The sequence below is a fragment of the Shouchella tritolerans genome, from assembly GCF_025770735.1.
In the GTDB taxonomy this organism is placed as follows: Bacteria; Bacillota; Bacilli; order Bacillales; family Bacillaceae_D; genus Shouchella; species Shouchella tritolerans.
In genome coordinates, this window is sequence record NZ_JAODPB010000003.1 from 423,359 (window position 1) to 446,720 (window position 23,362).

Genomic DNA, 23,362 nt, shown 5'->3' on the forward strand with positions numbered 1-23,362 from the left:
AGGAAAATATGGAAACGTTACAAGCCATTTATAAGCACCAACTGATTGCGATTATCCGTGGTGTGCCGCCAGAGGACGCAGTGAAAATTGGAAGCGCTCTTAAGGAGGGAGGCATTCGCTTAGTTGAAGTCGCCCTTAATTCCCCTGACGCATTCGAATCGCTTCGTATGTTGTCAAGGGAACTGGGCCGCGAAATGAAAATTGGCGCTGGAACGGTCTTAGATCCGGAAGCGGCATTTTCAGCGATCCAAGCGGGGGCTGATTTTATCCTTTCCCCGACTGTAAAAGCGGCAACGATTGAAATGACGAAACGCTATGGCAAAGTCAGCATACCAGGTGCCTTTACGCCGACAGAAATTTTAAGCGCTTACGAGCTTGGAGCCGATATTGTCAAAGTTTTTCCGGCAAGCGCGGGCCCCGGTTACATCAAGGACATTCGCGGACCGTTGTCCCATATTCCGCTTTTGCCAACAGGCGGAGTCAATGACCAGAACATTGGTGCTTTTAAACAAGCAGGAGCTGTCGGATTTGGCATTGGCAGTTCTTTAGTAGACGGCAAGGCCGAAGTGACGCCTGCCTATCTTCGCGAGCTTACGGAAAAAGCGAAAAACTATGTAGCGGCACTTGAGCAAGCAATGAAAGATCAGAAAGAGGGGAGAACAAATATTGAAAATTAAAAGCTATGAACTATTCAAAGTCCAGCCACGGTGGCTGTTTTTGAAAATAGAGACGGACGAAGGAATGACTGGTTGGGGCGAACCTGTAGTTGAGGGGCGTGCTGCTACTGTAGAGGCCGCTGTGCATGAGCTGATGGAATACCTGATTGGCAAAGATCCTTTTCAAATTGAAGACCATTGGAATGTTCTGTACCGCGGCGGTTTTTATCGTGGTGGGCCAATATTAATGAGCGCTATTTCCGGTATTGACCAAGCATTGTGGGATATTTTAGGGAAGTACCATAATGTGCCTGTTCACCAGTTGCTTGGCGGCAAAGCACGAGAGAAGATAAGAGTATACTCATGGATTGGCGGAGATCGTCCTAATGAAGTTGGAGCTGCAGCGAAACAAGTAGTTGACAAAGGTTTTACTGCTGTGAAAATGAATGCAACCGATGAAATGCAATATATAGATTCCTTTGAAAAAATTGACCGCGTCCTTGCCAATGTGGCTGCGATTCGCGAAGCTGTTGGCCCGTATATCGGGATAGGTGTCGATTTTCATGGACGCGTCCATAAGCCAATGGCCAAGATTCTTGCCAAAGAGTTAGAACCATTTAAGCCGATGTTTATTGAAGAGCCCGTGCTGCCGGAAAACAATGAGGCATTACGGGAAATTGCCAGAAACACAGCTATTCCAATCGCAACAGGAGAGCGGATGTTTTCGAAATGGGATTTTAAACAAGTGCTTGTTGACGGCTATGTCGATATTATCCAGCCAGACTTGTCCCATGCTGGCGGCATTACTGAATGCAAAAAAATTCTCTCAATGGCTGAAGCGTTTGATGTGGCGGCAGCGCCCCATTGCCCACTTGGACCCATTGCCCTTGCGGCTTGCCTGCAAGTGGATGCAACTTGCCACAATGCGTTTATCCAAGAACAAAGCTTAGGCATCCATTACAATGAAGGGTCTGACCTTCTCGATTATCTCATTGATGGCAGCGTCTTCCACTATAAGGATGGCTATGTCGACATTCCGAACAAACCTGGGCTTGGCATTGAAATTAATGAGGATCATGTCCGCAAGATGAGTGAAACAGGCCACAATTGGCGAAACCCTATCTGGAGGCATCAAGACAACAGCGTTGCAGAATGGTAAGCTGCTAAACATCATAGCTGAAATTTGGAGGTTATTATGTCCGGAACTTGGTTGATCGTCATCACAATCATTGGAATCGCGATTTTGCTTTATTTGATTATGCGCTCAAAAATGCAAGCATTTATAGCGTTATTGCTCGCAAGTATTTTTATCGGCCTGTTCACTGGCATGGATCCGCTTAATCTCCTTGAGACGATTGAAAAAGGGATGGGTGGCACGCTAGGGTTTATAGCGGTTGTCGTTGGCCTTGGCGCCATGTTTGGCGAAATTCTCCGCATCTCAGGCGGCGCTGAACGCCTAGCGTTTACATTAGTGGACACATTTGGAGATAAGCGTGCTGTGTGGGCGCTCGGATTGACTGGTTTCCTTGTTGCGATTCCTGTTTTTTTGGATGTAGCGATCGTCATTTTAATCCCGATCATTCATAGTTTGGCGATGCGTACGAACCGGTCAGTACTCTATTATGCAATCCCACTTCTTGCCGGGCTTGCCGTTGCCCACAGTTTTATTCCGCCAACGCCAGGGCCAATTGCGGTCGCTTCTGTTCTTGGCGTCGACTTAGGCTGGATGATGCTGTTTGGCGTCATTGCTGGCTTGCCAGCAATGATTGTAGCTGGTCCTATATTTGGCCGATATATCGGCAATAAAGTCTATGTCCCGGTGCCTGATCATATTGCTGAAGCCGCTAAACAAGAAGCGGCGGGCAAACAATTGCCACACTTTGGCTTAATTTGCTTGATCATTTTGTCCCCACTTGCATTGATCTTATTAAACACAGCGGGAGGACAAGTGTTGAAAGATGGCTCTTTAAAAACAGCGCTTATGTTTATCGGCCATCCGTTTGTCGCTTTAATCATTGCAACATTGCTTGCGATGTACTTTCTTGGAAAGCGCCGTGGTGTTTCTAAAGAACATATGCAAACGATTACAACGAAAGCATTGGAACCAGCAGGCATTGTTATTTTAATTACAGGAGCAGGCGGCGTTTTTAAAGAAATTTTGATTCAAAGCGGCGTTGGTGAAGCGATGGGTAATTTAATGGCGAATTCTGGCTTTCCGCTTGTGCTGCTGGCTTTTCTCATCGCTACATTTGTTCGTGTCGCTCAAGGATCAGCGACTGTTGCAATGATTACGGCAGCGGGACTGGTTTCGCCTATTGTAGATATGGCAGCGCTCTCGCAGCCTTCTCTCGCATTGATTGCGATTGCCATCGCTTGCGGCGCCACTGTCCTTTCCCACGTAAACGACTCAGGTTTTTGGCTTGTGAACCAGTTGCTAGGTATGTCAGAAAAAGATACATTGAAATCGTGGACAGTTATGGAGACGATTATCGGTTTGACGGGTTTTGTCATTGTGTTCGCACTCAGCTTTTTCTTTTCCTGAAAGACGGCAGTGTATCGCTAAGCTGCCTAAAAAAGCGGACAAGTAACGGGCAAGCAGCCTCACTTAAAGAGGCTGCTTGCTTTTTGCGGCTATTGATTGCGTACGGCGTGTTCTAAGGCCGACCTGATCAAGTGAGCGGAATCCCATTCGCCTTTTGAAAAACGGGTAATAGGGTACGTGCGGGGGAAAAGGCGTTTTTGGATTTCCTTAACTGGTAGCCCGCTTTCGTAAAGAGTGTGGACTTGGTTGCTTAATGCTTCTAAGTAGTCTCGTTTTTGCGCCAGCTTTTTTCGGCCCTGTTTCAAATAGCCAGCATGACTGCAAAAAACGTCTTCGAAATCGTACTGCAACAATTTATTGAGCGAGGCGATAATTTGTGGAACCGATTCACTGTCCATAATAAGTTTTGTTTTTGTTTGCACATAGAGGTCGCCTGAAAACAGTTGCCCAGTCGATTCGTTTAGGAAGGCAACGTGGTCAGTGGCGTGTCCAGGTGTAAAAATGCTGACCCAGTTCGAGTGCCTCGTTTGGAACGTTGCTGGAATGGCAGTTGGGTGAAACGGCTTGCGCTTGCCCCAAAACAGTTTTCGGTAAAGAGGATAGTCGCCAGTCTTCCTTGCAGCGGCAAGAGAAGATTCGTGCAAGTAAATCGGAACATGCAGTTGCTGCTCAAACCAAGGGGCGCAGCCTGTATGGTCCTCATGGAGATGTGTACAATATAGAGCATCAATCGGCTGTTGTTTCCAGAAAGGGAGAAAGCCTTTTTTTAGTGCGGAAGCACCAGCGTCAATGATCATCCCATCAATAGCAAAGCTATATACATTTAAAGTGACCGAACGAAATGAAACGGTCCCGTTTGCCATGGACACGCCATTTACAGAGTGTTGCTCCATCGTTTTCTTCATACGCATCCTTGCGCCACCTCTTTTATGATGAATAGTCATTCACTATATTATCACAAAGAGACTTCTAAAAACGCTATTGGCCGGCTATTAAGTTCCGGCTTTTGCTGCCTGATCTGAGAGATTTTCACCTTTTCTTATACGATGTGTTTGAATGAATTGCTAGATGGAAAGACTAGTAATAGCGAACGAAGAAGGAGGTTGTGAGAATGCCAAAGCCGATGAAGCAAGAACTGAGGCACTTGTACTTAAAACGCAATCTTTGGTCCGGCATTTTAGTTGGCGTCGGTATAGCAGCTTTTTTAGATGAAGTCTTGTTCCATCAATTACTGCAATGGCATCATTTTTACGACAAGTCGACTAGAACGATAGGGATCATTTCAGACGGACTTTTTCATGCATTTGGCTGGTTTGCGAGCGTTTCCGGGATGTTCTTGCTGGCCGATCTGAAATCCCGCCGCGGTTGGTGGGGCAAAAGATGGCTTGGCGGAATTCTACTTGGCTCAGGGGCCTTCCAATTGTATGATGGCACGATTCAACATAAGTGGATGCAAATTCACCAAATTCGCTACGTGGAAAATGTGTATATCTATGATATTGTCTGGAATGCGATTGCCATTCTGTTAGTGATCTGCGGTGCCGTTCTTGTGTACAGAACAGGCCAAAGGCGGCAGCCATGAACCACCCAGGTATGGCAAACGAGTTAGAATGGTTTTTGGCCCAATTATTACTTATATTGCCGTTTGCCAGTGCGTTCGTTCTCTATATTATTGCTGCTTTATTGTCCTATAGGACAGTAAAGCCATGGCCTCTTTACCGGACGCTCATGTGGATCGCCGGCTGTTTCGCCGCCTATCTAGCGGTGGCGGGGCCAATAGCGGAAAAGGCACATACTGATTTTGCTTTCCATATGGTAGGACACTTGTTGTTAGGAATGCTTGCTCCTTTGTTGATGGCATTGGCAGCGCCAGTGACGCTGTTAGTGCGAACATTGCCTGTGCCAATGGCAAAAGGCGTTAGCCAATTATTACGCAGCAAGATACCGCAAGCGATTGCCGATCCCATTGTAGCATCGTTATTAAACATTGGCGCTTTATGGCTTCTTTATACAACGGGCTTGTTTGCATTCATGCATGCCCATCCGTTTCTCTACTTTCTGATCCACATTCACGTTTTTTTGGCAGGCTATATGTTCACGATTTCCATGATCTACATCGACCCTGTGTCACATCGCAAACCTTTTTTGTACAGGGCGATTGTACTAGTCATCGCGCTCGCCGGACACGGCATTTTATCGAAATGGATTTACGCCAATCCGCCCGTAGGTGTCGCTCCGGAACAAGCACAGACAGGGGCGATGCTCATGTATTATGGCGGTGACGCGATTGACTTGTTTCTTCTATTTATTTTTTGTTTCCAATGGTACAAAGCAACGCGCCGAAGCGCCCGCGCCTCTTTGTTGTTGCAAGAAAACAGTAGAGCGAGCACATAAATAGAAATGGCCCACGTTTGTAACGGAAAACGGTAGCGCAACCGCTTTTAGGAACGCTTTGCAAACGAAGTGTTCCTCTTTTCTTGTTAATCCCCTACAGGCAGCCAACCACTGATGAGCGCCCCGCCGTCTGGGTCGTTTTCGGCGGCCAGTTCGCCCCCATGTTGTCTTATAATTCGTTGGGAAATCGTTAATCCTAACCCACTTCCTCCTGTGGCACGGTTTCTCGACCCTTCGCCACGAAAGAGAGGTTCAAACACACGCTTTAATTCCTCAGACGAAAAGCCTGGCCCTGTATCCTTGAGAGAAAACTTGACTTTAGCGTCTTCTCTATAACAGCGGACAAACACATTGCCCCTTGTGGGCGTATGCCGAATGGCATTATCGAACAGGTTGTTCAAGGCACGTTCTAGTAAGTGGCTGTCGCCAGGAAGCATGCAGCTATCTTCAAAATCTGTTGAGATCGAGATGTGTTTTTGTTCCGCGAGTGGACGGAAGCTGTCAATCGTCTGTTGCAGAAGACCTTTTAAGTCGGTTGGATGAACATTTTTTTGCTGTTCCATATACTCCATCTTTGTAAAGGTAAACAACTCCTCTACTAGTCTGTCCAATTGCCTTGACTTTTCCTTACAAACCGTCACATATTTTGTTATTTTGTCTGGAGACTTAGCAATGCCTTGTTCCAGCCCATCTAAATATCCCCGTAACGCGAATAGCGGCGTTCGCAAATCGTGGGCAATCGCTGCAATCATGAAGCGTCGTTCTTCTTCCAGTGCGATTTGTTTGTGCTGGGATGTCCGCAGTCCCTTCATCATCGCTTCAAATCCAGCGCCTACATCGGCAATCTCTGTTATCCTGCACATTGGCAATTGTGCATCAAAATCTCCGTCGGCAATTTTTCGAGCGACCCAACCCATTCTTTCGAGCGGTCGAAGAAAGAACTTTCGCAAGGCGATGCCAACAATGATAATCGCGAGCAAAAATCCAACTATGGCCGAAATGGTTGGACCGGTTCGTGAGTTTGGCACGTAAATGACCACTTTGCCAAGTGACTCGCCGTCCTCGATGAGCGAGAATTGTTCTGTTGACGAAAACCAATTGCTGCTTTCTGGATTAGAGCGATACATTTCCTGGTCAGACGTGGACAGAATCGCGACTTCCAGATTAGCTTGCTGCAGTTGGGTTTCTAGTTGGCGTTGCCAATTGACGTCTGTCCAGTTGTCTGCATTTGTTTCGATCGACTGAATCGTCTCTGTAACATGCCTTTGTAAGTTTTCATCAGGTGTAGAGAAGCGGAACGTTTTTGTTTCCATGAAGTGTGCTGTCACATAAAAAATCCACGGCAATGATAGAATGAAGAAAAAACAGAGTACTGTAAATGTACGGACCCGCAATGTGGGCATGTTATCCTCCCTCGAAGCGATACCCAATTCCCCATACGTTCACAACATATTGAGGGTCATTCGGGTCAGCTTCTATTTTTTCGCGAAGGCGGCTTAGATGAACGCGAACGGTATGTTTATCGCCCACGCCATCCCACAGCTTATCGAGAAGTTGGTCATAGGAAAAAACATGCCTTGGGTGTTCTAAAAATAATCGCAACAGTTCATATTCCTTTGGTGTGAGCATAACGTTTTTCCCGTCCACGGCAAGTTCTCGAGTTGTCAGATTTAACGTAAGGCGGCCAAAATCCAAGATCGTTTCAGTTGGTGGCTGAGTTGAAGCAGAGCGTCGTAGGACGGCTTTCACTCTGGCAACAATCTCTCCAGGCGAAGCTGTTTTTACAATATAATCGTCGCCTCCGAGTGTCAGGCCGCGAATTTTGTCGACATCAGCGCTGCGTGCACTCAAGAACAAGATCGGAACGTCACTTTTTGCGCGAATCCGGCGACAAAACTCAAATCCATTTTCTCCAGGCATCATGATATCAAGGATCAGACAATCGACAGCGCTTTGCTGGAAAGCCGTCAATGCTTCCTCTGTATTGGATGCGGTTAACACATGAAAATGATCGTTTTCCAAGAAATCCCTTAATAAATCGGCAATACTTTGGTCATCGTCGACAACGAGTATGGTCTTTGCATTCATAAACTTCCCACCTTTGCACTTTAGTTTATCATTTTTTTGGTCAAAGCCAATGCAGACGCCTATTTTGTGATCAGTTGTTGATCGTTTTGTGACCTTTTTCTAACGTCATTTGAGAGTATTCGTTGTTATGATTTGTATCGAAGCAGTTCCCATCGTTTTCAGTGCAAGGAGCCCAGTTTGTTAACTTAAATGGATGTTGAGGAGGCACGATGATGTTATCGATACAAATTGTTCTATTCGATGGATTCGACCTTTTGGATGCAATTGCCCCTTATGAAGTTTTTCACGCAGCTTCAATGAATGTCAAAGACAATCTCAGCGTAGAATTTGTGACCGCTGAAGGAGCAAGATCTGTGAAGAGCGGCGTCAACGACGTCCTACTCGAAGCAAAGGAAAAACTGGACCCGACACGTCCAGGAATCATTCTCGTCCCTGGCGCAGCCGGCGCTGTTGATGGCGATGGACCTGATTCAATCCCGGCGATATTAGGCCGGGCTATGAATACAGAATTGACCGGAATGGTTGAGCATGCACTCAACCAGAAAGATATTGTCATCGCTGCAGTGTGCGGCGGCTCCCTGTTGTTAGCGATGGGTGGCTTGCTGGAAGGCAGGTATACTGTTACACATCATCTAGGCATGGATGCGCTTGCTGCTACTGGCGCGACACCTGTCCCAGCACGTGTCGTCGATGATGGCAATTTCGTAAGCGGCGGTGGTGTCACTTCGGGACTTGATGTCGCCCTCTATCTTGTGGAACGAGAACTTGGCCCTCGCATCGCCCATGCGGTTGAGCAACTATTTGAATTTGAGCGGAGGGGAACGGTTTGGCGCGACGTAGGGCTTGTCCCACGTAAGGATACTGCGCAGGCAGAGAACGATGACATCGGTACAGCGAATAAAGGTGAACATACAGATAGCGCCATGCATCACCAATCTAGACAAGCGTCTGTCTTCGATGGCGATTGGGCCACAGAAATCACAACGCCAGTTGGCAAACTGGATGTTAGACTTTCGATCTCGACAGACCAGACGACGATCCGTGGCAAAGCAATACAAGGAGAGGAAACGGTCGAATTCGTCAATCCCGCCATTCAAGACAATAAGTTGACTTGGTCACTGCCAATTACGAAACCGATGCGCTTAAATTTAAAATTTGAAGTCAGTGTTGACGGGAACAAAATGGTAGGTACCGCTAAGGCTGGTGTGCTGCCTGCGTCAAAATTGACTGGGAAACGGATTTTATAACGAAAATGAGGGTTTATTATATATGAATAAACGGAAAATGTTCTTTCGGCTACTCGTCTGCATCAGTATTGCCTTTATCGTTTATGCGGTCGTATACAATTACATGATTGATCCAGAAGCAGAAAATTTTTTAAGTCACAAAACTGGGCTTACACGAGAGCTAAATGTACCGGTCTGGCTAAACGTAATGTACATTCATGTGGCATTTGCCTGTGTTGCGATGGCGGCAGGGCTGCTCAACTTTTCAAAGCGTGTCTTTGCCAAAAGCCGCAAGTTCCACCGCTTAAACGGTTACCTTTATTTCGTGTCTGTCCTTATTGTTGTCCTCACGTCTGGCTACATGGCGCCATACGCAACAGGAGGCAAAATCGTCAGCATTGGCTTTAATACGATTAATATCATCTGGTTGCTTATAACAGTGATCGCCCTCGTCCAGATTAAAAAGAAACGGATCATTCAGCATCGCAACTGGATGATCCGCAGTTACGCCTTTTGTTTTACGAACATGGTCCTTCACTTAATCACTGCCGTTGTGAACCGAGGATTCGGTCTTGATTATACGATCAGCTACACAATCGGTGTTTATGGCGCCATTTTGGTGCTGCTCATTATTCCTGCTATCGTCATCCGCTTGATCGGCGATTGGCAAGTGACTTCATAGCAAAAACTGTATTTGTTTTCTTCTTTATCTTACATCGCTGAAACTGAAATGATAGACTAATAAAAAAGCGATAGGAGCAAGGGGGAGGCAAATGACAACGATCGTCGTTGGAGCTGGGATAGTAGGAGCAAGCGCAGCTTATCATCTAGCCCGAAAAGGGGAAGACGTTATTTTGGTCGATAAACGTTTTAAAGGAGAAGCAACGGCCGCAGGCGCTGGCATTGTTTGTCCATGGATCTCGAAAACAGACGATCCTGATTGGTACAGGCTCGCTCGCAACGGAGCACTTTACTATCCAGAGCTGATTGAAAGGCTGAAAGAAGATGGTGAGGAGCATGTTGGTTTTGCTTTTGTCGGAGCGCTAGGTGTCAATGAAGAGGAAAGCGAGCTTGTCGCAATGGAAGCACGGGCCCGTCAAAGGAAACAAGATACCCCAGAAGTAGGCGAAATTAAACGGTTGTCTTATAGTGAGGCGAAGACGTTATTCCCGCCGCTAAGAGAAGGGCTAGAAGCCGTTTATGTCGAAGGAGCCGCCCGCCTTGACGGACGGTTGCTACGCGACGCCTTGTGCCGAGCTGCCAAAAAGCATGGTGCACAAGTAGTTGAGGGTGAAGCGCGCCTTCTATACCGGGAAAAAACCATTTGCGGCGTGGAAATAGAGGGGACCGTATATGAAGGGGATACGGTCATTGCCGCATCAGGGGCATGGGCGAAACAATTGGCAGAGTCTATTGGAATTACCATAGAAGTCGAGCCGCAAAGAGGACAAATTGCACACATTGGCATGGAAGGGTATGATACGTCGAAATGGCCAGTCGTCCTTCCGCAAACGAGCCATTATCTAGTCTGTTTTGATGATGCCCGAGTCGTGATTGGGGCAACGAGAGAAACTGGATCAGGGTTTGATTACCGCCTAACGGCAGGCGGCGTCTATGAAGTACTCGATGAAGGACTCCTTGTCGCCCCTGGACTTAGCGAAGGTTCGCTACGTGAAGTCCGAATTGGCTTTCGCCCAGCCAGCAAAGACTTAAAGCCCCTTCTTGGCAAAGTAAAAGCATTAAAAGGGCTAGTGATCGCAACAGGGCTTGGAGCATCGGGTCTGACAATGGGGCCCTATGTGGGGACGTTAGCCGCCGCTTTGGCAGTTGGCGAGGAGCCAACTATTGATTTAGCTCCATACGATCCATTGCGGAAGTTTTAATTAAACAAAGCGAGCTGTGGGAGGCAGCTCGCTCGAGGTTGTCGACAAAGTCGATAACCGCCCTCAGGCTGATAGAAAACGCTTGTCAGACGAGGAGTGCAGGCGAGGGAAGATGCGAATAGAACGTGGGTTCATGAGCATATGAGTGAGGCAAACGACGACGTATGTGAGCGTTTGTCTACAGTCTGAAGCGAGCTGTGGGAGGCAGCTCGCTCTATTTCACGTTTTTTTCCAAAAAAAGTGGAGGATGAGCGAGAATATGCCTATGCCTGCCGCCGCCCCAGCTGTGTCAATAAGCACATCGGTAAATTGGCCGCTGCGTCCTGGGATAAAGAGTTGGTGGATTTCGTCGGTGATGGCATACAAAAAGCATATACAGAGCGCCAAGACCGCCGCTCCCGCCCCCTTGCTGCCAACTTGGCGAAGACCATTTAGCATGAGGATACCAAGAATAAAGTAAGCGCCAAAATGGGCACCTTTGCGGACAACTGTGTGGAGAATATCGGCATGCATTTCTACCTGTGGCAAAATCGCCGATAGTGACTGCAACAAAAAGTCAAGTACACCCAAACTTAACTGTGAAGAATCGGTTGCGGGCTGATGGGAGAGAAGAAAAATCGTAGCCATCCACAAAATCGTCGCTGTCCATGAAAGAATTGCCTTGTTGCGCATAAAAGTCTGCCTTTCCTACTGTTTCATTTATTTTATCATATAATGAAAATAAGTATATTAAATTCGAGATAAATGGGTATATAATAAAGAAAAAGGAGGTTTGAAAATGGCAAATGTAAAAACAGCGGTCATCTATTACAGTTCAACCGGTACAAACTATCAATTGGCAAAATGGGCAAAAGAGGCAGCTGAAAAAGAAGAGGCAGAAGTGCGCTTATTGAAGTTTCCTGAACTTGCTCCAGATGCAGCGATTGACTCCAATCCAGCCTGGCGTGCCCATGTGGAAGCGACAAAAGATGTGCCAGAAGTAACACCAGATGACATGGAATGGGCTGATTCCTATATCTTTAGCGTGCCTTCACGCTTTGGCGTTCTTCCAGCACAAGCTAAACAATTTTTTGATACGCTCGGCGGCTTGTGGGCACAAGGCAAACTCGCTAACAAGGTAGTAAGCGCCATGTCCTCTGCCTCTAATTCACACGGCGGTCAAGAAGCAACGATTTTGTCTGTGTATACAACGATGTACCATTGGGGTGCAATTGTTGTTGCGCCTGGTTATACGGACCAAAGTGCTTTCACTTCAGGCGGCAATCCTTACGGCACGAGCGTGACAATTGACCAAGACGGCAATCAAATAGAAGACGTCGAACAGGCTGTCAAACAGCAAGCAAAACGGACAGTCGCAGTCGCTAAAGCCATTGTTACAGGCTTGCAAACTTGAAACTGAGAGAAATCGATTGCCAGCTATAGGCAAACAACGAGGAAGCGATGATGTGCCGACAGAAAAAACCGCCTTTGGATGGGAGGGCGGTTTTTTACTGTCGCTAACAGCGACGTGACTAGTCTCATTTCCATTTCGCTTTACCGCTGCTATCCGTCGTGAAGGCGCTTCGCGAAGCCCTTCTCACTTCTGCCTAAGCATGCCTTTGTAAATCCCTGGCTTTGAGTTCGGAATAGCGATCGCGCCAAGCGCTTTTTCGTAAAAATCCACTGGTCCAGCGCTGCCGATGATGCCATAGCCGTATCCGGATTCACGCATGGCATGGAAAGAGCGGAGCAATAGCGCCTTTCCGATTCCTTGGCCACGGGCGTCCTCTTTTACGCCAGTAGGCCCAAAAAAATTTTTAAGCGTTGCATCATAGCAGGCAAAGCCGAGGAGCTCCTCGCCGCTTACAGCGAGGTAGCAAGAAACGGGAGCGCGGCTAAAAGCAACATCGCATTCATCGGCCCAGCCTTGGCTAAAATGGGATTTGACCCATTTAAGCACTATTGTTTTCTCTGGGGCGAGTGCGCGTCTAATGGTGATTTCCTTTGAAACGAATGTTTCGTCAGGCAGGCTATATAACGGGACGAGCATGTCACTCAACATCATCAGCGCCTTTCTGTTTGGAGCTACAGGTGAGTTCGTTGCAAGCACAGCGTTTTCCTGTTTGGCGCCATAAAAGAGATAAGAAAAAAGGTTGACAGTGCTCCTTTAAAGCGCAAAAATAAAGGCATTGTGAGCTGGAACAAGTCTCTTGCCGATTCACCAAATGGGATAAAGGGGTGTTTGCATGGGCAAACCGATTCAAAAAACAGACGGGCCTACGCCACAAAGGCCATTGATTTGTGCGCCACTAATCGGAAAAACAAAAGCAGCGCTGGTAGAAGAAATCGACGCTGTCGCTGCTAAAAAGCCAGATCTTCTAGAGTGGCGAGTCGATTTTTATAAACACATTGGTGAGACCGAGGACGTCCTAGAGACTGCTGCCCTTTTAAAGGCGCACAGCCAAGGGATCCCGATTTTGTTTACACGCAGATCCGTCCGCGAAGGGGGCGAACCGATCTCAATTAGCGAACAGGAAGTGACAGGGCTCTATGAGCAAGTAATGAAGCTAGGGCTTGTCGACGTAGTTGATGTAGAGCTTAGCAGCCCGGAAGCCGAAAAGGCGCGACTTAAAGCCGTTGCTAATGAAACAGGTACTCAATTGATTCTATCCTATCATCATTTTCAGCGCACGCCCTCTGAGACGGACATATTGGCAAAATTGCAAGAAGCGGAAGCATATGGAGCCGATGTAGGCAAGGTCGCAGTAATGCCCCAGACAATGGCCGATGTGCTCACTTTGATGCAGGCAACGCAAAAAGCCGCCTCCACACTGACAATTCCAGTCATCACCATGGCCATGGGCCGTCTAGGCACATTGTCAAGAATGGCAGGCGGCGCTTGTGGTTCAGCACTTACGTTTGCGATCGCCAATGATAGCTCTGCTCCTGGACAAATGCCGATTGAGGAGCTTCGTGTTGTTTTAGATGTCATCGACCGATATGTAACTGGGCAATAAACGTGCTTATTGCTGTTCTACTAAAAGATCCCGTCCTGCTCCATGTGGCACGGGCTCCGTTTGCTTACCGCCAAGCGCTAATTCGTTCAGAGCGAGGCACAAATACAGCTGACATCGCTTTTACCCGTCCTTGCAACAGGAATTGCCTGCCTCCAAAACTACGGGTGTAAACAAGTTCTGCTTTGCCAAGATGTTTTTTCCATTCACGGTGGAACATTTCAGCAGTGGCTTTTTTGCGCCCTAGTTCGGTTGGGACGGCAAAATAGTCTTTGCGCGTGCGGAAATGGGCCTTTGACTGCCGGTATAGAAGATAACGAGGATCTTCAATCGGATCAATCACCTCTTGGAGCGCTTTTAAAAAGACTGTTTTCTCATACGTTGTCCCGATTTTTAGCCAGCATTCGAGGGTGCCGTGTCCTACTTCTTTGGTGGAGATAGCACCTTTTTCCCACGGAGTCTCGACAATACCCGCTTGATGCAGTGCTTTATAAAGGGCCTCCCCAACACTCTCCATGCTTTTTTCAATCGTCGAATTGCGCCACCAAATCCGAATCGCTTTCCAAAAAAATGGAGCTGCAAAAATGGCGCTCAGCACAATCGGATAAAGTAAGTAAAACATCTGCTCCGCTTGGCTGCTATAATTGGAAGGCCGTTCTACGGTTATGCCTTGCCATAAAGTAAGAAAGCCAATCACAATCATCGCCTTTAATGTTGTTCCAAACCAAAGTGGTCGAGGAACAGAACGAGGATCGGCGCTTATTTCTTCAGTTGGCCTTCCCTCCATTGCAACCGCTTTTCTCCAACGGTCGGCAAGTACTTGCCGATTTGCTGCCCAGGCAAATGTCTTTTCATTTGACTCTTTCAATAAACGGCGGCGATACCGTGGCTTAGGAAAAGCAAGGCGGTTGATGCCTGACTCAATTATATCGTGCTCTGTGCCAAGGCCGATTAGCGACTTAAAGCGACGTTGGAGCGAGAGGCAATCATGACCACCATCATACTGTTTCGTGTCTATGCAAACCATATGCCAAATATTAGCAGTTTTATTCGGGTTGCCTCGTTCAATTCGCAGCGCCCGGCCGCGCATTTGATTAGACAACATGAATGAGCCGACATAGGATGCCATAATAAGCGTATTGATGCTAGGGGCGTCCCAGCCCTCTCCTAGCAGCGCCGTTGTCCCGATTAGGACGTGAATGTCGCCAGTTGTAAAAACAGCGGTGATGATGCTCACCATTTTGGCGCGTGTGTTGTCATCAACGCTTATCAATAAGTAATTCAGATCGTGGGCCAACGGTTGCAGTTTGAGCTCCAACCCTATTTTTTTGGCCTCTTTTTCGGCTCGTTTCTTAGCTGAAGCCGGGATAATAACAGTCGAGCCAGTCAGGACCGCTAGTTTTATTTTCGGATCGATGTGCCGACGGAGCTGCTCAAAAATCGGGATGACCCCTAATCGCGTTAATGGTTGCTCGTCACCTGGGTGTTTAGGCAAATCAATAAGGCGGATGTAATCAGCGAGAATGACAAGGCGGAGCTTGTCTTCTAACTTGCTTGCTTCAAAAGAAACAATGTCTGTCATGGCATCAAGCTTGGATAGACTATTGACGAGAGAACGGTCAAACGTTTTCGTAGAACGAAGCGTGACTTTTCTACGCTCGATCGCGCCAATTCGCTGTAAATGTTGTCGAATTTCCTTTAATGGCGACTGCTTTTCATCAATTTCGGCATCTTTAAACAGCACATGGTTTAAAAGCTCTTCCGCCCACTCCTCTTCAAAAGGGGGGATGTTTTTTTCATACAAGCCAGCCAATTTTGCCGGCTGTTTCCACGCTTCGCTACTGCATGCATGCAAAAAAATAAGCAAACTTGAGAAGTAAGCCTGATTGGCGAGCATTTCTTGGGCTTGGTTTGCTGGATCAGTGATGTAACGGTGCTGTTCTACAAACGAAATAAACGCTTTATCGGTTTTAAGCTGCTGCATAAATGACTTCATTTCGTTGTGAAACGCAAGGAGAGGCGCGGCTTCTTTCGCCGTTGGCGTTGTCGCATAAATATAATCTTGATGAGGGCAGAGGTCCCCTTCTTTGACCAATTCGGCTACGTGAATTTCTGCATCAATTGGCCCGCACAGATCAATATAGTTTTTCCATTCTTTTTGGGAAACGTCGTAAGGTGGAGTGGCAGTTAGTGCGACAATCGTTGGCTTGACAAGAGAGCGCCGAAAATCGATCGTGCTTTTCCACCAAGCGGCACGCAAATGATGGGCTTCATCGACAATCAACGTTTGAAAGCCCATGTTTAGCAAGCGCTTGTATGCCTCCTTCCTCTCTTTTCCCCCTAGTGATTCCGTTTGTTGTTCAGTGGCAATGTCTACGTCGTCCCCATCAAAACCTCCATCCTCTTCCAGACTGCAAAGGCTGTGCAGTCCTTGATAGGTGGCAATCGTCACAAAAGCAGGTTGGCGGATGTCTGTACTGATCCAATCCGGCGTTTCATCGCCTTGCCAGAACAGCTCTAGAAATCGCTCCGCCCATTGGTTGCGAATCGCCACTGTCGGAGCCAATATAAACGTAGGTTTGTTTAAGCGCACCATTAGTTCAAGCCCTAAAACGGTTTTGCCAGAGCCTGGCGGCGCAACGAGATGGACGCGTTGGTTTTGGAGAAGGGCATCCATGTCCGCTAAGATCTTTTTTTGGTACGTACGCCATCGATAACAAAATTGGATCGATTGTGGAAATTCGTTCACGTTGATTCCCCCAGTCTACTAAAACGGTACTAGTAGTAGTTTACCAGGAATAAACAAGCTAGTAGAAGAGGGGATCACCATAAACGTTTGGAGCTAGTTGGCCTTCATTTTAGATAAAATGTGTGATTTGAACGATAGAACTAGGTAATAAGAATCTTTTTCGTTCAAATTTTTGCTTTTGTTAGGCGTGGTTAGGGCTATTGGTATATTGAACATCCTGCCAGAGTCTTTTATGCTAGTTGTATATGGAAAATGGTAGAAGGTGACGGATACGAATGGATTATTCAATGAGCATTCAACGACTCCAGCAGGAAGTGAGTTCGCTTCGGGGAGATATTGCATCTGCCCAACAAGATGTGAAGCGGCTCCAGGAAGCAAAGAGCACATTAATAGAAGAGCAGAACATTCTTCACCAAGACAAGACATATCTCCAAGATCCAGAATTAAGCTATGATGCTTGGCGTGGAAATGAGGCCAACGACCATGACGGCAAACGATTTTATTTGGAAACGTCTTATCAACACTCCCAAGACCATCTTGAGGACATCATTTCATCGATTGAAACAAAAATAAGCGACTTGCAAAGCAGTATCGAAAACAGCTACCGATTAATTGATGCAAAACAAGCACAAGTGTCGATGTTCAAGCGCTTGCAAAAACAATGAGGTGAAGGAAAACGATGGCAGAAATTAAAGTGAACGAAGCCGAAGCGCTCGAAGTATTTGAAAATGTCGCCAATGCTGCAAATGGCTTTACGCCAACAGAGGCGAATATCGAACTGGCGACATCGTTACTCGAGTTTCTTGAGAAAGTCAATCAAATAGAGGACAGTTATAAAGCGCAAATACAAGCGTACATGGAAGCACTAAACAAAATGGAACAGGAAAGCCAGCGCCTTATTAAAGTGTACGGTGAGACGGACAGGGCCTTGGCAAACCAAGGGTAAGGGGAGCCTAAGAGATGAAAGTATTAGATGTCCAGGAAGTAATCAATGGCATTGATAAGCTAGTTGATGCGAAAAAAGAAGACATTGCCCAGCTAGAAGCGGTGGAATCAAGTATTCGCAAAATCCATAATCTCCATTCGCTCCAAGGAGAAGGGGGAGAAGCGATTAAAAATCATTTTTCACAGCTGCACTTGCCGGCGCTCCGCTTTTTCGTTACCTATCTTGAACAGTACATCGAGCAACTCGGGAAAATGAAAAACAATATTTTAAACTTCGAAGCAAGCAACGCGTTGCTTCGCCAAGATTTTTTAACAGAAACAATCCCAAATGGCATTAACCGCATCAAACAAAATGCCGAAGCGAGCACAGAGGCAATTAACAGTGCGTGCGCCTCTATCCAAGACTTAGTCTATACAGGCACATTCACGATGGACGGCGTGCAAGCATGGGCAGATACGTTAAAACAACATGCCCAAGACACAGCCGATCGTCTTGAAGAACTAGATGCAGAAAACATCAACCTCGCCAACGAAGCCGAAGCGACGTTAACAGAATTAATGCAGTCAACTGAAAAGGTCATTAACTGGACGACAGGAGGGCCAATTGCTTCCCCAGCTGTACAAGAAGAAATTGACCGTTATTTTAAAGAAAACGACGTCTATTACAATATGTGGTCAGAAGCAATGGAGCTTGCTTCCATTGAAGACCCAACACTGATGGGGGCAATCGCCGATTGGTTTAGTACAGCAGGCACCTTCTATAAAGGGATGGATGTTGCCAAAGGCATTGGCGCTCTTGCCGTTATTGCCTCGGGAAAATTAAAGTTTGAAAAAGCTGGCAACGGCATTTTCCGCGTTAAAAACCATCAAGACTGGGTAAAGAAAAACGGCGTCTACAATTCAAAGTTAGCAGCAGGCCTAAACTCGATCATGCGCAAATTCGGCAATAAAAATTCACCGATTAAGTTGTTCAAGGAACTTGGCAGGCTCAATAACCAACCGACCAACATTTTGAGAAAACTAGTCAATGTAGATCCGAGCCAATCCTCTGTAACATTTACTCGGTTGTTTCGAAAAAATGCCTCCGGCGTGGCAATCAACGAAACGAAAGCGAAACAATACGTTGCTAGACCGGACCTAAAAGCAACAGCCAAAGAAGCCAAAAAGACATTTGTCAATACGTTTAAGCGCGTGCCTTATGTAGGTACGATTGTGTCAGCTGGAAGCAATGTAATGGAAGCATTTAAGGATGAAAATAAAGAGAAAAGTGCCGCGGAAAAAACTGGCAGAGTAGCGGCTGGGTTCGCGATGGATGCTGGTGTTGCTGGGCTAACGGCAGGAGGAGCAGCAATCGGTTCCATGATCCTGCCAGGACCAGGCACAGTCATTGGCGGGGCAGTAGGGGCGACAGTTGGAATTATCGGGTCGATCGCTTTGGATGAAAAAGTGAAGGATTTGGGAGAGAAGGTAGGAAGACAAATAGACAAGGGTGTTGATAAAATAAAGGAGACGGCCTCAAAGGTGGCAGACAATATCGGCGATACCGTTAATAGTGCCAAAAAATTTGTTACCAGCTGGTTTAAATAGTTCATTCCAAATAATAGGAGATTGTAATGTTTTCCATTCGAAAAAGTCTAAAAACGTTGGCCAAGGGGCAGTTGGTTTTCCTTATTATGACATTAATTTTACTAATTAATGTATTGTATTGGCGTGATCCACTAGCATCTTGGATTTTAATTCTAATGTTAATCCAGCCGGGCATTTTCTTGCTTGCCTTTGTCGATGGTTTTCGTACAAAAAAGACAGTTGAAGTTGAACCGGAGGAAAGAGGGAGTGTGTTTTCCTTAAAAGGGTTTCTCAAAAGTTTATGGTTGCTCGCTCCTGTTTTAATATTTATGACATTAACGATGGGGCATCTTGACCGTGAGGCTGTTGTGCCCTTTCCTTCTGCATTAATATTAGGGTTTTTGCTGGTAAATGGATTTTTTAATTTTTTATCGTTGTTTGTGCCAAGTTACGTGGTTCTGTTTTATATAGCGAATGCGTATGACAAAGCAAACACTGCGTGGAGCGAGGGTTTTCGCTATATAGCTATTTATTTCTCTGGATTAAATGCGGAGATACAAAATCTATTGTCCCGTTTCCCTTTTTACATTCAAAGGCCGATTACACTTCTTCTGTGTATATGGTATATCTTTGCTTATATATCTATTGGATCGTTGTTTGGTTGGTAAGAGATTGAGGGGGAGAAAGAGGGAATCGGTCTGTTTTTAAAGGTTTTCCTTAAGTGAAAGACTTCTCCTTCCTTCGTAACAGTGCTTTAATCGTGGCAGACTTTTAAGATGCCTTAATTATTATTTGGTCTGCAATGAAAAAACATAATTGTGAATTGGCGATCTCCCAAACGGAGAATAGTTTTCTAAACCAGGAGCGTACTAGATGTTTTCCATCCGCAAGAGTTTAAAAACGTTGGCTAAAGGTCAACTGTGTTTTCTTATTATGACATTCATTTTGCTGACCAATGTTTTGTATTGGCGCGACCCGTTTGTATCTTGGATTTTAATTTTCATGTTTGTTCAACCAGGCATTTTTTTGCTCGCCTTTATTGATGGCTTCCATACAAAAAAGTCAGTAGAAATAGAGCCGGAAGAAAGAGAGAACGTATTTACTTTTAAAGGGTTTCTTAAAAGTTTATGGTTTCTTGCTCCTGCCCTGCTGTTTTTTACGCTCGTAACTTGGTATGCAGATTTTGATGGAGGCCTTCCTTTTCCGTCAGGAATTTTAGCAGTTTTTCTTATGGTTAATTGTTCGTTTAGTTTTTTATCCCTCATTATGCCGAGTTATGTGTTGACGTTTTATGCAGCGAATGCGTTTGACAAGTCGAAAACGGTATGGAGTGAGGGTTTTCGCTATATAGCTATCTATTTCTGCGGATTGAATGCCGAAATTCAAAATCTATTATCCCGTTTTCCTTTCTATGTTCAGAGGCCGATAACGCTGCTTCTGGGTATCTGGTATTTTCTTGTATTAGTTGGGATCATTAATATGTTTGGCTTGTAAAAAAAGGGAAACGTAAAGCGCAATTGCTCGTAGTTAAAATGGAGGTGTTGGAGGGAAGATTACTTCCCCTTTACTCCATCTAATCATCTTGAAAATAACGATGGATGGTGTTTTTAAAGACATTTAGCATTCTGTTCTCCCATAACTCGCCTCGGCTCAAAAAGACAATCAAAACAGTTTTTGGCGCTGCATTTAGACAAGCTATATAAATTTTAATTAAAAAATTGAGGTGGAATGTATGATACAGGACAAGCAAATCGCCCTTTCGACAGAGGAATTTGTCGCTGCGTTAGTGTTATGTGGGTATGAGAAAGCGGCTGCGGATATTTTAAATGAATTGCAATTGGCAGAAACGGAGGAGCAGCTTGTTACGTTTTCAAACCAGGCGGAAACCCTTTTAAACAACCGTGGCTATTGGGACGAAACACGTTCTAGCAATCTTGTCAAAGGGCTGGAAAGTTTTATCCACTTGCTAATTAAATCACAGAAAAAAACACGCTGTGTCCATGGAAACCATGTGTTGATTTTTCATCAAATTGAAGGGGATGAAATGATTGTCCAAACGTTTAAGGGCATGGAGCATCGTTTTGAGCTGTGCAAACATTCGGATCCGTTATGGGAGCGCATGGCTGATTTCTTTGGATTAGCAGACGAGGATGTTGACTTGCCAGAGAATTTTAGGCTGAGCTCCCAAGGGTTTGATCTATTTTCGCAAGCGAAAAGCGAGGAAATCGATGCCATTATCCGTGATCAAATCTATCCTGAGAACTTTAATATTTTTTTAGATGATTTTCGCAACCATGGTTTTTCGCTGGACAACATCTCCATGATGATTTCTCATTATACCCGTGATGAAAGCGAGCTAATCCAAGTGAATTTCTTTTTGAAAAGCAGCAAAGGGTTCATGTGGTACGTCGATTATAGTCTAATCGAAGAAACAAACGAAATTCATGTAAAAGCACTGGCCCCAAAAGAGTGTTTTGAGGCCGCGGTCTATGTGATGCTCGATTTTTACAACCGTGATGCAGTGGAATAGGAATTATCCGACTGTCGCTTTTTTGTCACGGAAGTCAGCGACTTTTAATTCCGTTCGTTCGATTGCTTTCTCTTGTTCCTTATGAGAAGCCGGTGCGATCAGTGAACCGATCACACAAATGGAGACATTTAAAGCGAGTCCAAGCACGCCGCCGTGAATGCCATAAAAGGTGTTGTTGCCTGTGAGTGTCATCAGCCCGGCGAGGAGCGCCCCAGCTAGCATGCCGATAAAAACAGGTTTAGGGGCAAGCTTTTTCCAGTAGAGGCCAAGCCCAAATGCTGGGAATACTTGGACGAGCAACTCGAATTTCAAGACGAATATTTGGTACAGCGTTCCTGGAGGGTTCCAAGCAATCCATAGCAGCAAGGCAACAGCTACTACACCGACCACTTTGCCTACTTTTACTTTCTGCGCTTCCGTTGCTTCCCGGTTTATGTATTCGCCGTAGATGTCTTTTGAAACAATTGAAGAAAAGCTGAGCAAGGCCGAATCAGCGGTTGAGACGATTGCTGATACGATCGCTCCGAAGAAAATCACCATTGCCCAATAATAGACGCTATTTAATGCTGCTACATCATTGGCAAGCATCCCAATCAGCTGTTCTGACTGAGCAACATCGAGATTCGGATACAGGGAAAGGCAAATAATGCCGACGATAAACACAAACCCAGTTGTTACTGGTGGCAACCAAGCCATTCTTGCCAGCGACTGTTTTAACGTCCGTTCGCTTTTGGAAGAGTAAATCCGCTGAATCGCATGGGGATAAATGATGGCGCCAAACCCGATAAGCACAATCATGCTTAGCCAGTTGATCGATGTGATCGTATCAGGGACGCCTATTTTCTCTGGAACGGTGTTTGCTAAATCTTGTGTCATCCCCGCAAAGTTTCCTCCTGTCAATGTGAGAGCGCCAACTAGCAGGATAATGATGCCGACTAATAAAGACAGGCCTTGTAGGACGTCGGTATAGGCAACTGCCTTCATGCCGCCCATCCATTCATAAGCAAGCATGACAAGAATAAAACCAATCACTGCATATTCATACGGAATGGCACCGCCAGTTAGGCCGGCAACCGCATGGCCGATGGCGACAAGCTGCTCAAGCAAATAATTGCAAAGCGCCCAGAGCATTAAGGCAACAGCAAGAAGCGTTACGCTTTTGGAACGGAACCGGTGTGTGATCCAATCGGCAGGCGTAATAAATTGGAAACGTTTTGATAATACATAAAGGCGTGGGGCAATCAACAAATACATGCCAATAATGATCGTCATAAAAGGAATCGATTGCAGCCACGAAAAGCCTTCCCGATATGCGGTTGGCGCGTAGCCGACAACATTGTTGCCGCTATATTGGGTGGCATACAGCGTAAAAAACAGGGCAATCAGGCCAAGGTTTTTGCCGGCTAAATAATAATCGCCGAGTGTATTGCTTATTTTCTCGCCCCTTCCTGCCCACCAGCCAATCAATAACGTGATGACGGCGTATGCACATAAAATAATGATCCCGTCTGTTCCGGAAAACGTTAAGTTCATGGGCTGTCCCTTCTTTCTGCTTCTGATTCTTCTTCAACGTCTTCAACAATATTCCACTGGCTTAACATTAACCAACTAATATAGCCGCATAGTGCTAGTGAGAGGATAATAGTAATTACAGCCCAATAGGGGAACCCGAATATAAAAGGCTCGGCGCTGCCTCTGGGCAAATACCAGGGCGCGTTAAAAAGGACAAGCAAGCCCAGTACCATCCAAATCCACGGCTTTTTCACAGGTTCTTTTATGTTCTTATCCAT

Annotated in this window: 24 protein-coding genes; 16 read left to right on the forward strand and 8 right to left on the reverse strand. The window is 46.0% G+C overall.

What is annotated here, in order from left to right:
* Positions 1 to 8 precede the first annotated feature (8 nt).
* The 3 genes from N6H06_RS12385 to N6H06_RS12395 are packed head-to-tail and all read left to right on the forward strand — an operon-like array spanning position 9 to position 3,198.
* Positions 9 to 677 (forward strand): bifunctional 4-hydroxy-2-oxoglutarate aldolase/2-dehydro-3-deoxy-phosphogluconate aldolase, encoded by a 669-nt coding sequence (locus N6H06_RS12385; protein ID WP_062748441.1) that lies wholly within the window; start codon positions 9 to 11, stop codon positions 675 to 677.
* Positions 667 to 1,815 (forward strand): galactonate dehydratase, encoded by a 1,149-nt coding sequence (gene dgoD / locus N6H06_RS12390; RefSeq protein WP_213029190.1) that lies wholly within the window; start codon positions 667 to 669, stop codon positions 1,813 to 1,815. Before N6H06_RS12385 ends, dgoD begins: the two co-directional genes overlap by 11 nt.
* A 36-nt stretch (positions 1,816 to 1,851) precedes the next feature.
* Positions 1,852 to 3,198, forward strand: coding sequence for a GntP family permease (locus tag N6H06_RS12395; RefSeq protein WP_062748437.1), 1,347 nt, complete (start codon positions 1,852 to 1,854; stop codon positions 3,196 to 3,198).
* Between the two features lie 89 nt (positions 3,199 to 3,287).
* On the opposite strand, the gene N6H06_RS12400 is transcribed toward N6H06_RS12395, so the two are convergent.
* Positions 3,288 to 4,109, reverse strand: coding sequence for an MBL fold metallo-hydrolase (locus N6H06_RS12400; RefSeq protein ID WP_062748435.1), 822 nt, complete (start codon positions 4,107 to 4,109; stop codon positions 3,288 to 3,290).
* A gap of 200 nt (positions 4,110 to 4,309) precedes the next feature.
* Between N6H06_RS12400 and N6H06_RS12405 the strand changes: the two genes are divergently transcribed.
* Together N6H06_RS12405 and N6H06_RS12410 are read left to right on the forward strand one after the other, a co-directional pair.
* On the forward strand, positions 4,310 to 4,780 hold the full coding sequence (locus N6H06_RS12405; RefSeq protein WP_062748433.1) for a DUF2243 domain-containing protein: 471 nt from the start codon (positions 4,310 to 4,312) through the stop codon (positions 4,778 to 4,780).
* Positions 4,777 to 5,592 (forward strand): cytochrome c oxidase assembly protein, encoded by an 816-nt coding sequence (locus tag N6H06_RS12410; protein ID WP_062748431.1) that lies wholly within the window; start codon positions 4,777 to 4,779, stop codon positions 5,590 to 5,592. Before N6H06_RS12405 ends, N6H06_RS12410 begins: the two co-directional genes overlap by 4 nt.
* A gap of 86 nt (positions 5,593 to 5,678) precedes the next feature.
* Here the strand turns inward: N6H06_RS12410 and N6H06_RS12415 are convergent, their stop codons facing one another.
* On the reverse strand, positions 5,679 to 6,995 hold the full coding sequence (locus tag N6H06_RS12415) for a sensor histidine kinase (RefSeq protein WP_062748430.1): 1,317 nt from the start codon (positions 6,993 to 6,995) through the stop codon (positions 5,679 to 5,681).
* Position 6,996: 1 nt separating this feature from the next.
* Positions 6,997 to 7,680, reverse strand: a complete 684-nt coding sequence (locus N6H06_RS12420; RefSeq protein WP_062748428.1) for a response regulator transcription factor — start codon at positions 7,678 to 7,680, stop codon at positions 6,997 to 6,999.
* A 212-nt stretch (positions 7,681 to 7,892) separates the two neighbouring features.
* Between N6H06_RS12420 and N6H06_RS12425 the strand changes: the two genes are divergently transcribed.
* The 3 genes from N6H06_RS12425 (at position 7,893) to N6H06_RS12435 (ending at position 10,789) form a co-directional block, all read left to right on the forward strand.
* A complete protein-coding gene (locus N6H06_RS12425; protein WP_213029326.1) occupies positions 7,893 to 8,927 on the forward strand; it encodes a DJ-1/PfpI family protein in 1,035 nt (344 codons plus the stop codon).
* 22 nt (positions 8,928 to 8,949) lie between these two features.
* Entirely contained in the window at positions 8,950 to 9,588 is a 639-nt protein-coding gene (locus tag N6H06_RS12430) for a DUF2306 domain-containing protein (RefSeq protein WP_062748424.1), read from the forward strand.
* A 91-nt stretch (positions 9,589 to 9,679) separates the two neighbouring features.
* Positions 9,680 to 10,789 carry an NAD(P)/FAD-dependent oxidoreductase gene (locus N6H06_RS12435; protein ID WP_263706900.1) on the forward strand — a complete coding sequence of 370 codons (1,110 nt, stop codon included), beginning with the start codon at positions 9,680 to 9,682 and terminating at the stop codon, positions 10,787 to 10,789.
* A 219-nt stretch (positions 10,790 to 11,008) separates the two neighbouring features.
* Here the strand turns inward: N6H06_RS12435 and N6H06_RS12440 are convergent, their stop codons facing one another.
* Entirely contained in the window at positions 11,009 to 11,461 is a 453-nt protein-coding gene (locus N6H06_RS12440; RefSeq protein ID WP_263706902.1) for a VanZ family protein, read from the reverse strand.
* Between the two features lie 106 nt (positions 11,462 to 11,567).
* Between N6H06_RS12440 and wrbA the strand changes: the two genes are divergently transcribed.
* Complete coding sequence (wrbA, locus tag N6H06_RS12445; protein WP_062748418.1) at positions 11,568 to 12,182, forward strand: NAD(P)H:quinone oxidoreductase type IV; 615 nt, start codon at positions 11,568 to 11,570, stop codon at positions 12,180 to 12,182.
* Positions 12,183 to 12,365: 183 nt separating this feature from the next.
* Here the strand turns inward: wrbA and N6H06_RS12450 are convergent, their stop codons facing one another.
* Positions 12,366 to 12,878 carry a GNAT family N-acetyltransferase gene (locus N6H06_RS12450; protein ID WP_263706906.1) on the reverse strand — a complete coding sequence of 171 codons (513 nt, stop codon included), beginning with the start codon at positions 12,876 to 12,878 and terminating at the stop codon, positions 12,366 to 12,368.
* Positions 12,879 to 13,014: 136 nt separating this feature from the next.
* Here N6H06_RS12450 and aroD point away from each other — a divergent pair, with 136 nt between their 5' ends.
* Positions 13,015 to 13,785, forward strand: coding sequence for a type I 3-dehydroquinate dehydratase (gene aroD / locus N6H06_RS12455; protein ID WP_062748416.1), 771 nt, complete (start codon positions 13,015 to 13,017; stop codon positions 13,783 to 13,785).
* Positions 13,786 to 13,849: 64 nt separating this feature from the next.
* Here the strand turns inward: aroD and N6H06_RS12460 are convergent, their stop codons facing one another.
* The gene (locus N6H06_RS12460) at positions 13,850 to 16,531 is read right to left on the reverse strand and encodes a DEAD/DEAH box helicase family protein (RefSeq protein WP_263706908.1); all 2,682 of its coding nucleotides are present in this window, start codon (positions 16,529 to 16,531) and stop codon (positions 13,850 to 13,852) included.
* 275 nt (positions 16,532 to 16,806) lie between these two features.
* On the opposite strand from N6H06_RS12460, the gene N6H06_RS12465 reads away from it, so the two are divergent.
* From N6H06_RS12465 to N6H06_RS12490, 6 genes are all read left to right on the forward strand, one after another.
* Complete coding sequence (locus N6H06_RS12465; protein WP_062748413.1) at positions 16,807 to 17,196, forward strand: DUF5082 domain-containing protein; 390 nt, start codon at positions 16,807 to 16,809, stop codon at positions 17,194 to 17,196.
* A gap of 14 nt (positions 17,197 to 17,210) precedes the next feature.
* On the forward strand, positions 17,211 to 17,477 hold the full coding sequence (locus tag N6H06_RS12470) for a YwqI/YxiC family protein (protein WP_062748411.1): 267 nt from the start codon (positions 17,211 to 17,213) through the stop codon (positions 17,475 to 17,477).
* Positions 17,478 to 17,491: 14 nt separating this feature from the next.
* Positions 17,492 to 19,063, forward strand: a complete 1,572-nt coding sequence (locus tag N6H06_RS12475; RefSeq protein WP_062748409.1) for a T7SS effector LXG polymorphic toxin — start codon at positions 17,492 to 17,494, stop codon at positions 19,061 to 19,063.
* 26 nt (positions 19,064 to 19,089) lie between these two features.
* Complete coding sequence (locus N6H06_RS12480) at positions 19,090 to 19,710, forward strand: hypothetical protein (protein WP_263706911.1); 621 nt, start codon at positions 19,090 to 19,092, stop codon at positions 19,708 to 19,710.
* 205 nt (positions 19,711 to 19,915) lie between these two features.
* Complete coding sequence (locus tag N6H06_RS12485; protein WP_263706913.1) at positions 19,916 to 20,536, forward strand: hypothetical protein; 621 nt, start codon at positions 19,916 to 19,918, stop codon at positions 20,534 to 20,536.
* A 238-nt stretch (positions 20,537 to 20,774) separates the two neighbouring features.
* Positions 20,775 to 21,572, forward strand: coding sequence for a hypothetical protein (locus N6H06_RS12490; protein WP_062748404.1), 798 nt, complete (start codon positions 20,775 to 20,777; stop codon positions 21,570 to 21,572).
* 3 nt (positions 21,573 to 21,575) lie between these two features.
* Here N6H06_RS12490 and N6H06_RS12495 read toward each other — a convergent pair whose 3' ends face one another.
* Both N6H06_RS12495 and N6H06_RS12500 read right to left on the reverse strand, forming a co-directional pair.
* The gene (locus N6H06_RS12495; RefSeq protein ID WP_213029196.1) at positions 21,576 to 23,105 is read right to left on the reverse strand and encodes a sodium:solute symporter family protein; all 1,530 of its coding nucleotides are present in this window, start codon (positions 23,103 to 23,105) and stop codon (positions 21,576 to 21,578) included.
* Positions 23,102 to 23,362 (reverse strand): hypothetical protein, encoded by a 261-nt coding sequence (locus N6H06_RS12500; RefSeq protein ID WP_062748400.1) that lies wholly within the window; start codon positions 23,360 to 23,362, stop codon positions 23,102 to 23,104. The genes N6H06_RS12495 and N6H06_RS12500 overlap by 4 nt, the downstream gene beginning before the upstream one ends.